The organism is Agrobacterium sp. 22-210-1, from assembly GCF_053522525.1.
The window spans coordinates 1807126-1819725 of sequence record NZ_JBNWCI010000001.1 but is presented as its reverse complement, the minus strand read 5'-3'; the positions used below and the strand labels follow the sequence as shown (position 1 = coordinate 1819725).

At 59.9% G+C, this 12600-nt stretch carries 13 protein-coding genes; 6 read left to right on the top strand and 7 right to left on the bottom strand.

All coding sequences use genetic code 11. From position 1 onward, the window contains the following. The first annotated feature begins 69 nt into the window (after positions 1–69). The 3 genes from cysT to ACQZ5F_RS09135 are packed head-to-tail and all read left to right on the top strand — an operon-like array spanning position 70 to position 2844. On the top strand, positions 70–927 hold the full coding sequence (cysT, locus tag ACQZ5F_RS09145; RefSeq protein ID WP_010971172.1) for a sulfate ABC transporter permease subunit CysT: 858 nt from the start codon (positions 70–72) through the stop codon (positions 925–927). Then, positions 920–1792: a sulfate ABC transporter permease subunit CysW gene (gene cysW, locus ACQZ5F_RS09140; RefSeq protein ID WP_046798548.1), complete on the top strand. Its 873-nt coding sequence runs from the start codon at positions 920–922 to the stop codon at positions 1790–1792. The genes cysT and cysW overlap by 8 nt, the downstream gene beginning before the upstream one ends. 11 nt (positions 1793–1803) lie before the next feature. Then, a complete protein-coding gene (locus ACQZ5F_RS09135; protein ID WP_046798549.1) occupies positions 1804–2844 on the top strand; it encodes a sulfate/molybdate ABC transporter ATP-binding protein in 1041 nt (346 codons plus the stop codon). Positions 2845–3353: 509 nt separating this feature from the next. Here ACQZ5F_RS09135 and ACQZ5F_RS09130 read toward each other — a convergent pair. The 5 genes from ACQZ5F_RS09130 to ACQZ5F_RS09110 all read right to left on the bottom strand — a co-directional run bounded on the left by ACQZ5F_RS09130 (position 3354) and on the right by ACQZ5F_RS09110 (position 7628). Next, complete coding sequence (locus tag ACQZ5F_RS09130; RefSeq protein WP_052817461.1) at positions 3354–3719, bottom strand: HVO_A0114 family putative DNA-binding protein; 366 nt, start codon at positions 3717–3719, stop codon at positions 3354–3356. Then, positions 3716–3997, bottom strand: coding sequence for a toxin-antitoxin system TumE family protein (locus ACQZ5F_RS09125; protein WP_225246408.1), 282 nt, complete (start codon positions 3995–3997; stop codon positions 3716–3718). Before ACQZ5F_RS09125 ends, ACQZ5F_RS09130 begins: the two co-directional genes overlap by 4 nt. Before the next feature lie 63 nt (positions 3998–4060). Next, a complete protein-coding gene (locus ACQZ5F_RS09120; RefSeq protein ID WP_225339370.1) occupies positions 4061–5074 on the bottom strand; it encodes an NAD(P)H-quinone oxidoreductase in 1014 nt (337 codons plus the stop codon). Positions 5075–5409: 335 nt separating this feature from the next. After that, entirely contained in the window at positions 5410–7212 is a 1803-nt protein-coding gene (locus tag ACQZ5F_RS09115) for a GGDEF domain-containing protein (protein ID WP_046798551.1), read from the bottom strand. A 179-nt stretch (positions 7213–7391) separates the two neighbouring features. Next, positions 7392–7628, bottom strand: coding sequence for a ribbon-helix-helix domain-containing protein (locus ACQZ5F_RS09110; protein ID WP_046798932.1), 237 nt, complete (start codon positions 7626–7628; stop codon positions 7392–7394). A gap of 394 nt (positions 7629–8022) precedes the next feature. Here ACQZ5F_RS09110 and betI point away from each other — a divergent pair, with 394 nt between their 5' ends. The 3 genes from betI to betA all read left to right on the top strand — a co-directional run bounded on the left by betI (position 8023) and on the right by betA (position 12020). After that, on the top strand, positions 8023–8643 hold the full coding sequence (gene betI, locus ACQZ5F_RS09105; protein ID WP_046798552.1) for a transcriptional regulator BetI: 621 nt from the start codon (positions 8023–8025) through the stop codon (positions 8641–8643). A 12-nt stretch (positions 8644–8655) separates the two neighbouring features. Continuing rightward, on the top strand, positions 8656–10137 hold the full coding sequence (gene betB, locus ACQZ5F_RS09100) for a betaine-aldehyde dehydrogenase (protein ID WP_448730539.1): 1482 nt from the start codon (positions 8656–8658) through the stop codon (positions 10135–10137). A gap of 233 nt (positions 10138–10370) precedes the next feature. Further along, a complete protein-coding gene (gene betA / locus ACQZ5F_RS09095) occupies positions 10371–12020 on the top strand; it encodes a choline dehydrogenase (protein ID WP_225339368.1) in 1650 nt (549 codons plus the stop codon). A gap of 3 nt (positions 12021–12023) precedes the next feature. Here the strand turns inward: betA and ACQZ5F_RS09090 are convergent, their stop codons facing one another. Continuing rightward, positions 12024–12323 carry a type II toxin-antitoxin system RelE/ParE family toxin gene (locus tag ACQZ5F_RS09090; protein WP_225339367.1) on the bottom strand — a complete coding sequence of 100 codons (300 nt, stop codon included), beginning with the start codon at positions 12321–12323 and terminating at the stop codon, positions 12024–12026. Beyond that, positions 12320–12592, bottom strand: a complete 273-nt coding sequence (locus ACQZ5F_RS09085; RefSeq protein ID WP_080833754.1) for a YlcI/YnfO family protein — start codon at positions 12590–12592, stop codon at positions 12320–12322. Before ACQZ5F_RS09085 ends, ACQZ5F_RS09090 begins: the two co-directional genes overlap by 4 nt. Positions 12593–12600: the final 8 nt, after the last annotated feature.

Genomic DNA, 12600 nt, shown 5'->3' with positions numbered 1-12600 from the left:
TTCCAGGAAAAGTGGACCCCGGTTTCCTGTCCTGGAAATGTACAAAAACAAAGATTATCCGGAGCCTTGATGAGCAATAATACATCCGGAAACAGGTGGAAATGGCGGCAGTCGAGCGTCATACCCGGCTTCGGCCTGACGTTTGGTTACACCGTCACCTATCTGTTTCTCATCATTCTTATTCCGCTCGGCGGCCTTGTCTGGTCCACGGCGAAACTTGGTTTTGCAGATTTCATTGCGATTGCCACGGATAGCCGAACGCTGAATGCGCTGCGCGTCAGCTTCGGCACGGCCTTCATCGCCGCTCTGGTCAACGCCGTTTTCGGCGTCATCGTCGCCTGGGTGCTGACACGTTACCGGTTTCCCGGCCGCCGTTTTGTCGATGCCATCGTCGATCTGCCCTTTGCCCTGCCAACGGCGGTTGCCGGTATCGCGCTCACCACGCTTTACGCCAATCGCGGCTGGGTCGGTTCGCTGTTCGAACCCTTCGGCATCAAGATCGCGTTTACGCCCACCGGCATCGTCATTGCGTTGATCTTCATCGGCCTGCCTTTCGTGGTTCGCACGGTGCAGCCGGTCATGGAAGAGATCGACCGGCAGGTGGAGGAGGTGGCGGCCACGCTCGGCGCCAACCGTTTCCAGACCATCACAAGAGTGCTGCTGCCGAGCCTCACGCCCGCCATCCTCACGGGTTTCGCGCTCGCCTTCGCGCGCGGCGTCGGCGAATATGGCTCAGTCATCTTCATCGCCGGCAACATTCCATATGTCTCGGAAATCGCGCCGCTCCTCATCGTCATCAGGCTGGAGGAGTTCAATTATGCGGCCGCGACCGGCATCGCCACCATCATGCTGATCATCTCGTTTGCCATGCTGTTCCTCATCAATCTCATTCAGGCCTGGAGCCGCAAGAGGTACGGTTATGTCTGAGGCCGCTTCCCGCACGTCCCCCCGGCCGTTCCGTGATCCCGCCAGCGAAAGCCTTCCCGCCCGCCTGGCGCTGATTGCCGTTGCCTTCCTGTTCCTCGCGGCCTTCCTCGTGTTGCCGCTCGTCTCGGTCTTCTTCGAAGCCTTCCGCAAGGGCGCGGATGCCTTCTGGGAAGCGATTGTGGAGCCGGATGCCTTCTCCGCCATCCGCCTCACGCTGCTTGTCGCCGCCATCTCGGTGCCGCTCAATGTGGTCTTCGGGGTTGCCGCCGCCTGGGCGATCGCCAAATTCGAGTTCAAGGGCAAAGCGTTCCTGATAACGCTCATCGACCTGCCGTTTTCGATCTCGCCGGTTATTTCCGGTCTGGTCTATGTCATCCTGTTCTCCGCCCACAGCGTGCTCGGGCCATGGCTGAAGAGTTACGGCATCGAAATCCTCTTCGCGGTGCCCGGCATCGTGCTGGCCACCATCTTCGTCACCTTTCCCTTCGTCGCGCGTGAACTGATCCCGCTGATGCAGGATCAGGGCAATGGCGACGAGGAGGCGGCGATTTCGCTCGGCGCGTCCGGCTGGCAGACCTTCTGGTACGTCACGCTGCCCAATATCAAATGGGGCCTGCTTTACGGCGTGCTGCTCTGCAACGCCCGCGCCATGGGTGAGTTCGGCGCCGTCTCTGTCGTATCAGGCCATATTCGCGGCGAGACCAACACCATGCCGCTGCATGTCGAGATACTCTATAATGAGTACAATATCGGCGCTGCCTTTGCGGTGGCGACGCTGCTGGCCGGTCTGGCGCTCGTGACGCTCGTTCTCAAAACCATTCTCGAAATACGCTTTGGCGCGGGCAACGCAGCCGGCAAGCATTGAAAGGCATCTTCATGGAAGTGAAAGTTTCCGGCATCACCAAGCAGTTTGATCGGTTCCCGGCGCTGAACGACGTGTCGCTCGACATACGCTCAGGCGAGCTGATCGCGCTGCTCGGTCCTTCCGGTTCCGGCAAGACGACGCTCTTGCGTCTGATCGCCGGCCTCGAACAGCCGACGCAGGGCCGTATCTTCTTCGGCGATGAGGACGCCTCGCACCGCACGGTGCAGGAGCGCAATGTCGGTTTCGTGTTCCAGCATTACGCCCTGTTCCGCCATATGACGGTGGCCGAGAACATCGCCTTCGGCCTGAAGGTGCGCCCCTCCGCCAAGCGTCCGCCAAAGGCGGAAATCCGCAGGCGGGTGTCCGAGCTTCTCGACATGGTGCATCTCTCCGGTCTCGAAAAGCGCTACCCCACCCAGCTTTCCGGTGGCCAGCGCCAGCGCGTGGCGCTTGCCCGCGCCGTCGCCATCGAGCCGAAGGTGCTGCTTCTCGATGAACCCTTCGGCGCGCTCGACGCCAAGGTGCGCAAGGAGCTGCGCCGCTGGCTGCGTGAATTTCACGACCGTACCGGCCACACCACCGTTTTCGTCACCCACGATCAGGAAGAGGCGCTGGAACTGGCCGACCGCGTCGTTGTGATGAGCCAGGGCAAGATCGAACAGGTGGGCACGGCAGACGATGTCTACGACACGCCCAACTCCCCCTTCGTTTTCTCCTTCATCGGCGAATCCTCCAGCCTGCCGGTAACGATCCGCGACGGCCATGTGCTGTTTCAGGGTGAAAGCATCGGCATCGACGAGAGCGGCACGGGCGAGGGTGAGCTGTTCTTCCGACCTGAAGATGTGGTGCTGACGCAGGAGAAGGACGCGCTTTACGGCAAGGTCACCACCTGTCGCCGCCTCGCGGGCACCCGTATCGCCGAAATCGACATCGCCAATAACGGCCACGAGCCCTATCACCTCGAAATCGAAGTGCCGCTCAACGCCGCCGTGGCCGTGGGCGCAGAACTGCGCTTCCGCCCGACGCGATGGAAGGTGTTCGGGAAGAAGTAGGGGACGTGACCGTAATTGACGTCGATGATCCGCCGCTCTCCCAGTTCTCCGTCATACCTGCCTTGAGCCGGTATCCAGCCAGCCCAAGTCCTTGGGCTGAAAGGCCTCCTTCTCGCCGCGCAGACTCGCGTCTGCTGGATGCCGGATCAAGCCCGGCATGACGGGAGAGAAGTTTCAGGGCAACGTAGGGCACCGAACCTGCCGCAGGGGCATCCGAATGCGCGTCGTCATCAAAGGCAAATAACCCGGAAACGGAAAAGGGCCGCCGAAGCGACCCTTCCATGAGTTTGGTCCTGTTTACAGACCCGGGACTGTTTCTCAACGTTCCGAAGGCAAGAGGTTTACGCCGAGGGTTGCCCCGTCGAAAACACACCCTTTCCATTGCCTGCACCAGAGACCGAAATCTCACTAGACATTGGATCACCTCCTTCCGATACGTTGAACATAACTAGAAGGTAGTACGATTCGTGAGTAATGCAAGAGGTTCCGCCGTCATCGGCCTCCGGCGCTTACGCCGCTTCTCCCGCCTTCACGTCGAATTCGAAGTGGATGCTGTCATAGGGAAACTCGATCCCGACCTCGCTCCTGTCGATAATGCCCGCATGGAGAAGCGTCGTCACGTCGCGATGGACGGCCTGCACATCCCGGCCAACTCGACGTGCGACCTCACGGATCGAAAGCGGTCCCTGTCCGGCCAGAACCTTGACGATGGCAAGGCGCAGCGGCGCGAGAATGCGGTGCAGGTCCTCATAGCTGGAAAATTCGACGGATGGTTTCGCCTCCACCGGCTTTCCGGACATGGCGAGGTTTCCGGCGGCAGCGAACCGGCTTTTAATGTCGTCAACAGTGCCGAGACGTACAGTAAGTGCCGTCATGACAAAATCCTTTCCATATCCGCCTGAAAAGCATCGAACAGGGCTTCGAGCGTGGTGAATGCAATGGCGTCTTCATGCCCGTCCATATGACGATGATCGCCCTTGCCACGTTCATTGTCATAACGCAGAACACATTCCCCTTTGACCACCAGCGCCAGCCGGTATTTGAACGGATGGTCGCTTCCGGGAACAGGCTCGGGCAGGTGCCACAGGACAACCTCGAAGAAGGCCGTCTCATCGATCACTTTGCGGGTCTTTTCGATCAGGACCGCCTTCATGTTGTTATTCATGGCAACCCATTTGTCTGTTGTCAATCAAAACAACGGCCCCGGTTCACGGCGTCACGACACCCGCATCACGATCTTGCCGATATGATTGCTGCTTTCCATCAGCCGATGCGCTTCCACGACCTCATCCAGCGCAAAGACCCGGTTGATCACCGGCGCGACCTTACCGCTTTCGATGAGCGGCCAGACCAGCTCGATGAGGTCGTCGCGGATCGCACGTTTTTCTTCGGCGGTGCGGGGCCGCATGGTGGAGCCGGTGACGGTGAGGCGTTTGACCATGATGGGTCGCAGATCGACTTTATCGGCCGTCGTGCCACCCAGAAAGGCGATGATGGAGAGGCAGCCGTCCTTGGCGAGTGCGGCGATGTTCTTTTCGAAATAGGCCGCGCCGATCATGTCGAGAACCACATCCACGCCCTTGCCGCCGGTCTCGGCCTTGATGACGGCGGCGAAATCCTCTTCGCGGTAATTGATCGCCCGTTTGGCGCCGAGCTTGACGCAGGCGTCGCATTTTTCCGCTGAGCCGGCCGTGGCATAGACCTCCGCACCAAAGGCTTTGGCGAGCTGGATGGCCGTCGTGCCGATGCCGCTGGTGCCGCCGTGGATCAGCACGCTTTCGCCTTCGGTGAGGCCCGCCATCTGGAAGAGATTGGCCCAGACAGTGAAGAAGGTTTCCGGCAGCGCTGCGGCTTTGACGGCATCATAACCCTTGGGGAAGGGCAGGGACTGACTGGCCGGCACGGTGCAATATTCTGCGTAACCGCCGCCATTGGCGAGCGCGCAGATTTTATCGCCCGGCTTGAATTCGGTGACACCTTCGCCGAGCGCAACGACTTCTCCGGCAATCTCCAGGCCGAGGATCGGGCTTGCATCCTTGGGCGGCGGATATATGCCCTGTCTCTGCGCGACATCGGGACGGTTGACGCCCGTCGCCTCGACCTTGACCAGAATCTCGCCTTTGGCGGGTTTCGGCAAAGCCATCTGCGAGAGCCGCATGACCTCCGGGCCGCCATGGGAAGGAAGGTCGATGAAGCGCATTGTTTCGGGCAGGGTCGTGGGGTCGGACATGGGCGAGGGCAACTCCCTGAGCATTGGCGTTACCTTAAGATGTAGGCCGGATGCGTCCTTTAGGGAAGGCGGCTCTTTGACGCTGCGGCGTGCTGCACGTTTTTGGACGACACGGGCTTAGAGTATGCCGCTCCCCCCCTCTGTCCTGCCGGACATCTCCCCCTCAAGGGGGGAGATCGACATGCCGTGAGGTTTCGGCCGTCTCGATTTCAGAGAATGACGTGGCTGTAGCGCTTCTTGCCGATCTCCCCCCTTGAGGGGGAGATGTCCGGCAGGACAGAGGGGGGTGAGCGGCGCATGCAGAGGCGACGCATCCCAAGCCCAGTGCTTATTTCTCAATTCGTCTCGCCGAACACCCGGATGACGAGGCCGCTTTCGTTTTCCTTCGCGGCTGTCTTGACCCCGGCGATTTCGCTGCCGATGCGTTCGGGATTGGCGATGATCAGCCCTTTCGGCAGTGTGAGGACACCGATCGAGCAGCGCAGCAGGGCGAAATCCCGCTCATTGCCGCGCCGGTCGAGGCCGACCATACGGCCGGCCTGCCGGTCCTCCGGCGAATAGAGTTCTGCCACGTCGTCATGAAAATCGCTGAGCAGGCGTTCGAGGATTTCCGTCAGTTCCTCCACCGTCCAGTCCCGCACGCCGATGAAGAAATCGTCGCCGCCAATATGGCCGAGAAAGCAGTCGCCGGCGAAAAAGTAGCGGCGCATCAGCGCTGAAAACAGGGTAATGGCGTGGTCGCCGGCGTTGAAGCCGTATTTGTCGTTGAAGGGTTTGAAATTGTCGAAGTCGCAATAGCAGAAGAACCGTGTCTCGTCGCCGTCGCCGCAGCTGTCGGCAATGAAGCCGCCAATGGCGCGGTTACCGGGCAGCGCGGTCAGCGGGTTCTGGTCCTGCGCCATCTTCAGCTGTTTTTCATTGATGACCTTGATGAGCGAGGCCGCCGAGACGATGCCGGCGTAACGCATGTTCTCTGTCAGGATGATGCAGGCGCTGCCGCCCATGCTGGCGAACATGTTCATCAACTGGTCGGCATCCGCATCAAGGCCGACGATCGGCGCGGGATCGACGAAATGGGAGATGGTGCGCTCATAGATCTTGTTCTTGAGCAGGTCGCGACCGAAAGGCCGGTAGATATATTCCTTGAGGTGATATTCGTTGATGACGCCGCGCGGTTCGCCATTGGCGTTGAGAACCGGAAAAAATGCCTGCTGCGGGTTTCTGCGAAACAGTTCGAAGACATTATCGACGCTGTCATGCTCATAGACGGTGGGAAGGCGCTCAATTTCCCGGCGGATCAATATTTCGTCCAGCGACTGGCTGCTGCGCCGCGCCACGCCCATGCGGTTGAGGTGCGGAAAGCTCTCTGGAAGCTCGCTGGTGAAGACGGTCGGCTTGGCGATCAGCCAGCCCTGCACCAGATCGACGCCATATTCGCGGCAGGTCAGAAACTCCGCTTCCGTTTCAATGCCTTCCGCAATCACCCGCACACCTAGAACATGGGCGATGTTGACGATGTTGCGGACGAGGTGCTGTTTGCGCGGAAGATGATCGACGCCACTGATGAAGTGCCGGTCGATCTTCAGGTAGTCCAGCGGATAGTCGCACAAAAGCTTCATCTCGCCGTGACCGGCGCCGAAATCATCGATCGCCAGCTTGAAGCCTTCCTTGCGCATACGGGCAATCAGCGCCGTGAATTCCGGCACGCTGGTATTGTCGAAACGTTCGGAAAGCTCAAAGCAGATGGAGGAGGCCGGAATGCCTGCCCGCGCCAGATGGCCGACGAGCTTGTCGAGAATGGCGTCGCCATGCGGGATCAGCCGCACATCGAGATTGAGGAACAGCGTGGTGGAGGAAAAGTCGGGAAGGGTGGAGAACTTTGCCAGCGCGCGGCTTGCCAGCATCTGCTCGAAAGCCTTCAGTTCGCCGTCGGCAGCAGCCTGGTCGAGAAGCGCCAGCGGATTGGAAAAACCGAGCCGGTCATGGCCGCGCATCAGCGATTCATAACCGAAAATCGTGCCCGTCGTCGCCTCGACAATCGGCTGAAACGCGGTTTCAAGTACAAGCTTCGCCATGGGAAACATGTGCCCGGAGGCAAATCGCCTTATGACATCATTCTCCATCGTGACGGCCTGCATTTCGTTCTCCGCAATTGGCCGGCTCCTTGATTGCATGGCGCGAAAATGCGCCATAAAGGGGCCGCTTCTTTTACGGCGAACAATTGCAGATGACAGGTCAACAAAAGCTTTCACGACTGTGAAGCTTTGATGAACGTTTTGTCACAGCCCCCTCAATATGCGGGGTTGTCGGGCAAGCATCATGCCCGGCGTGCGTGCCCGGTGTGAGCGGCGTAGAGTTCCGCAACATTCATGCGTTCCCGGTCCGCTTCGACAGGGGCGGCAGGGCTTGTTTCCGTGTTGTGCTGTGCAGAGGCCGCCCATAGCCGCAGCGCGGCCCTGACGACCTCGCTGCCGGATGCGTAAGCGCCGCAATTCACGGCCTCGCGCATTCTTGCTGCCTGTTCCGGGGAAATCGATACTGTTACCATTGGCATGATATCACTCCCTTCTTTAAACACTGCGATCGAACCTTTGATGTCCAATTTGCGGACAGGGTACCGTCGTGGTCTATGGCGGGCGTTTTTATCGTTTTTCGTCTGGCGCCGCTTCCAGCGAAATTTGTATCACTTCTCATATTAGCACGAAACGCGTTTCATTCCCAATTCGCAGTATATCACGGTTTAGTTTTTCCCCTGTGAGGAGGGGAAGTGAGCGGAATGCGAACCGCGCAGCAGCAGCGGGTTCATAACGCTGCTCGGCATTGATGAGATTATCGGAACAGGGCGATGGAAAATATGATCCATCGCAAATCCGCGACATAAAATGGCGCGTTTTTTATTGATTGATTGATCAATCAAGAATAATTTGCCATCCGTCAAGGAGACGATTATGCCCAAGATCGGAATGGAGCCTCTGCGCCGCAAGGCGCTTGTTGATGCGGCGCTGCGCACCATCGGCCACCATGGTTCGCTGAATGTGACGATGTCTGACATCGCCCGGGAAGCGGGCGTGTCGGCGGCCCTTGCGCATCATTATTTCGGCAGCAAGCAGCAGCTTCTTCTCGAAACCATCCGCAGCCTGCTGCGCGACCTCAGGCGCGATGCCGTCGCCGCGCTGACCCGCGCTTCCGGCCCGCGTGAAAGGCTGAGTGCCATCGTGCATGTCTCCTTCCAGAGCGATCAGTTCACGCCGGAAACGGTGGCGGCATGGCTTGCCTTTTATGTCGAGGCGCAGCGTTCGGAGGAAACCCGGCGGCTGCTGGTGATTTATTCCCGCCGCCTGCGCTCCAACCTCATGGCAAGCCTCAACCGGCTCTGCCCGCCCGATGATGCCGCACGCATTGCGGAGGGGGCGGCGGCCCTCATCGACGGGCTTTATATCAGACACAGCCTGCATTCAGCCCCGCTCGGCCTCGCTTCCGCGCCGGCGCTTGTCGAGGATTATTTCGACATGCAGCTCAAACCCTATCCCGATGGACAGCGCCCTAGGCCGTCCATCCGCGTTCTTTAAGGAGACTTCGACATGACCATTGCGACGCCGCTTAAGGCGCAGCCCAAAGCTTCGCATTTCATCGACGGCGACTATGTCGAAGACAATACCGGCACCCTTTTCGAAAGCGTCTTTCCGGCCACCGGCGAGGTTATCGCAAGGCTGCATGCGGCAACCCCGGCGATTGTCGAGCGCGCCATCGCCTCGGCCAAACGCGCCCAGAAGAAATGGGCGGCGATGAGCCCCATGGCCCGTGGCCGTATCCTCAAGCGCGCCGCCGATATCATGCGTGAACGCAACGACGCGCTTTCGACGCTCGAGACGCTGGATACCGGCAAGCCCATTCAGGAAACCATCGTCGCCGACCCGACATCAGGCGCGGATGCCTTCGAATTTTTCGGCGGTATCGCACCTTCTGCGCTGAACGGCGATTACATCCCGCTTGGTGGCGATTTCGCCTATACCAAGCGTGTGCCGCTCGGCGTCTGCGTCGGTATCGGCGCCTGGAACTATCCGCAGCAGATCGCCTGCTGGAAGGCAGCCCCCGCGCTTGTCGCCGGCAACGCCATGGTCTTCAAACCCTCGGAAAACACCCCGCTCGGCGCCTTGAAGATTGCCGAAATCCTCATCGAGGCGGGACTGCCCAAGGGCCTGTTCAACGTCATTCAGGGTGACCGCGATACTGGCCCGTTATTGGTCAATCACCCCGATGTCGCCAAGGTCTCGCTCACCGGCTCGGTGCCGACCGGCCGCAAGGTGGCCGCCGCCGCTGCCGGGCATCTGAAGCATGTGACGATGGAACTTGGCGGCAAGTCGCCGCTGATCGTCTTCGACGACGCCGATATCGAAAGCGCGGTCGGCGGTGCGATGCTCGGGAATTTTTATTCCTCCGGGCAGGTCTGCTCCAATGGCACGCGCGTCTTCGTGCAGAAAAAGGCCAAGGACCGCTTCCTCGAAAACCTGAAGCGCCGCACCGAGGCGATGATCCTCGGCGATCCGCTCGACTATGCCACCCATCTCGGCCCGCTGGTCTCCAAAGCCCAGCAGGAGAAGGTTCTCGCCTATATCGAAAAGGGCAAGGCGGAAGGCGCAACACTCGTCACCGGCGGCGGCATTCCCAACAATGTTGCGGGTGAGGGCGCCTATGTGCAGCCGACCGTGTTCGCCGATGTGACCGACAACATGACCATTGCCCGCGAGGAAATCTTCGGCCCGGTCATGTGCGTTCTGGATTTCGACGATGAGGACGAGGTTCTCGCCCGCGCCAACGCCACGGAATTCGGGCTGGCCGGCGGCGTCTTTACCGCCGACCTTGCCCGCGCCCACCGTGTGGTGGATGGGCTGGAGGCCGGTACGCTGTGGATCAATACGTACAATCTCTGCCCGGTGGAAATCCCGTTTGGCGGCTCGAAACAATCCGGCTTCGGGCGGGAGAATTCGGCGGCAGCGCTGGAGCATTATAGCGAGTTGAAGACGGTTTATGTGAGCACGGGGAAGGTGGACGCGCCTTATTGACGGTTGGCGGGTGAGGCTTACCCCCTCTGCCCTGCCGGGCATCTCCCCCTCAAGGGGGGAGATCGATCTGCGGCGAGGTTTCGCCCATCTCAATGTTTGAGAATGAGGTGGCGGTAGCGCCTCCTGCCGATCTCCCCCCTTGAGGGGGAGATGCCCGGCAGGGCAGAGGGGGGTGAGCCTCACCCACTGACAGTCAATCAATCGGAACCAACGCTCATCGGAGAGAGCAGATCATGCAAGCAGATTACATCATCGTCGGCTCCGGCTCCGCAGGTTCCGCCATCGCCTACCGCCTGTCGGAAGACGGCCGTTATTCGGTGATTGTCATCGAGGCCGGTGGATCGGATTTCGGCCCCTTCATCCAGATGCCGGCCGCACTCGCATGGCCGATGAGCATGAAGCGCTATAATTGGGGTTATCTCTCCGAGCCCGAGCCAAACCTCGACAACCGCAGAATTACGGCGCCGCGCGGAAAAGTCATCGGCGGTTCGTCTTCCATCAACGGCCTCGTTTACGTGCGCGGCCATGCGGAGGATTTCAACCGCTGGGAAGAGCTTGGTGCGCATGGCTGGGCCTATGCGGATGTGCTGCCCTATTTCAAGCGCATGGAACACAGCCATGGCGGCGAGGAGGGATGGCGTGGCACGGATGGGCCGCTGCATGTGCAGCGCGGGCCGGTGAATAATCCTCTGTTCCATGCCTTCATTCAGGCCGGCGCACAGGCGGGCTTCGAACTGACGGACGACTATAACGGCTCCAAGCAGGAAGGTTTCGGCCTTATGGAGCAGACCATCCACAACGGCCGTCGCTGGTCCGCCGCCAACGCCTATCTGCGGCCGGCGCTGAAGCGCGGCAATGTCACGCTGGTTAGCGGTTTCGCCCGCAAGATCGTCATCGAGAACGGCCGGGCCGTGGGTGTCGAGATCGAGCGCAAGGGCGTGGTCGAAACCATCAAGGCCAATCGCGAAGTCATCGTTTCCGCCTCCTCCTTCAATTCGCCGAAACTGCTGATGCTTTCGGGCATCGGCCCCGCCGCGCATCTGGCTGAGATGGGCATCGAGGTGAAGGCGGATCGTCCGGGTGTCGGCGCAAACCTCCAGGACCATATGGAGTTCTATTTCCAGCAGGTCTCCACCAAGCCCGTCTCGCTATATTCCTGGCTGCCATGGTTCTGGCAGGGAGTGGCCGGTGCGCAATGGCTGCTGTCGAAAGGCGGGCTCGGCGCCTCCAACCAGTTCGAGGCCTGCGCCTTCCTGCGCTCCGCACCGGGCTTGAAGCAGCCTGATATCCAGTATCATTTCCTGCCCGTCGCCATTTCCTATGACGGCAAGGCGGCGGCGAAAAGTCATGGTTTTCAAGTGCATGTCGGCTATAACCTGTCAAAATCACGCGGCAACGTCACGCTCCGCTCCGCCGATCCGAAGGATGACCCCGTCATTCGTTTCAACTATATGAGCCACCCGGAGGACTGGGAGAAATTCCGCCATTGCGTGCGCCTGACGCGTGAAATCTTCAGCCAGAAAGCCTTCGACGATTTTCGCGGACCGGAAATCCAGCCGGGTGAAAAAGTGGCGAGCGACGATGAGATCGACGCCTTTTTGCGGGAACATCTGGAAAGCGCCTATCACCCCTGCGGCACCTGCCGGATGGGCGACAGGGACGACCCGATGGCCGTGGTCGATCCCGAATGCCGGGTGATCGGCGTTGAGGGATTGAGGGTTGCCGACAGCTCGATCTTCCCGCATGTGACCTATGGTAACCTCAACGGCCCGTCGATCATGACCGGTGAAAAGGCGGCCGATCATATTCTCGGCAAGACCCCGCTGCCGCGTTCCAATCAGGAACCGTGGGCGAACCCGCGTGCGGCAGTCAGCGACCGGTGAGGATCAGTGGTAGTCATCCTCGCGCTGGTGGCGGATCGCGAGGATGGACACGGTTTCCGCATCTTCGATTTGAATGAGGACGATGTAACCGGAAGACCCGAACGGAACGATCAGTTCTCGTAAGAGTGCGTTGTCCCCAGGCGCCTTGCGCGTTGCGAAAGGAAATTCGCTCAGTCCCTCAATCGTCGAAATGATCCGGTCCACGGCTTTTTCCGCCGTCGAAAAATCCTTATCCAGTAAAAAATCATATAGCCAGGTTATGTCCGCTCGGGCTGCAATCGTGTACCGGAGATTGAAGGTCACTCGCCACGCTCAGCTTTCTTGGCGGCGAGCATCGCCCGCAATTCCGCATGCACCTCTTCGGCCGAATAAAAAATCCCCGTGCGTTTGGATTCTTCGAGCGAGGCCAGCCCGCGCGCAATGAACTCTGCCTGTGATTTACGGATTTCCACCTGCCTGCGCACGGAATCCTCAACGAAGGAAGAGAGCGTTTCGCCGTCCTTCAGCACGCTTTCCGCCGCCTCGCGAAAATCCGCCGTTACCCGAAGCGAGGGCAATGTCGCCGTTTTCATGTTGCACC

Coding starts and splice junctions, on each gene's coding strand:
- cysT (WP_010971172.1), top strand. CDS start 70: ATGAGCAATAATACATCCGGAAACAGGTGGAAATGGCGGCAGTCGAGC.
- cysW (WP_046798548.1), top strand. CDS start 920: ATGTCTGAGGCCGCTTCCCGCACGTCCCCCCGGCCGTTCCGTGATCCC.
- ACQZ5F_RS09135 (WP_046798549.1), top strand. CDS start 1,804: ATGGAAGTGAAAGTTTCCGGCATCACCAAGCAGTTTGATCGGTTCCCG.
- ACQZ5F_RS09130 (WP_052817461.1), bottom strand. CDS start 3,719: ATGACGGCACTTACTGTACGTCTCGGCACTGTTGACGACATTAAAAGC.
- ACQZ5F_RS09125 (WP_225246408.1), bottom strand. CDS start 3,997: ATGAAGGCGGTCCTGATCGAAAAGACCCGCAAAGTGATCGATGAGACG.
- ACQZ5F_RS09120 (WP_225339370.1), bottom strand. CDS start 5,074: ATGTCCGACCCCACGACCCTGCCCGAAACAATGCGCTTCATCGACCTT.
- ACQZ5F_RS09115 (WP_046798551.1), bottom strand. CDS start 7,212: ATGCAGGCCGTCACGATGGAGAATGATGTCATAAGGCGATTTGCCTCC.
- ACQZ5F_RS09110 (WP_046798932.1), bottom strand. CDS start 7,628: ATGCCAATGGTAACAGTATCGATTTCCCCGGAACAGGCAGCAAGAATG.
- betI (WP_046798552.1), top strand. CDS start 8,023: ATGCCCAAGATCGGAATGGAGCCTCTGCGCCGCAAGGCGCTTGTTGAT.
- betB (WP_448730539.1), top strand. CDS start 8,656: ATGACCATTGCGACGCCGCTTAAGGCGCAGCCCAAAGCTTCGCATTTC.
- betA (WP_225339368.1), top strand. CDS start 10,371: ATGCAAGCAGATTACATCATCGTCGGCTCCGGCTCCGCAGGTTCCGCC.
- ACQZ5F_RS09085 (WP_080833754.1), bottom strand. CDS start 12,592: ATGAAAACGGCGACATTGCCCTCGCTTCGGGTAACGGCGGATTTTCGC.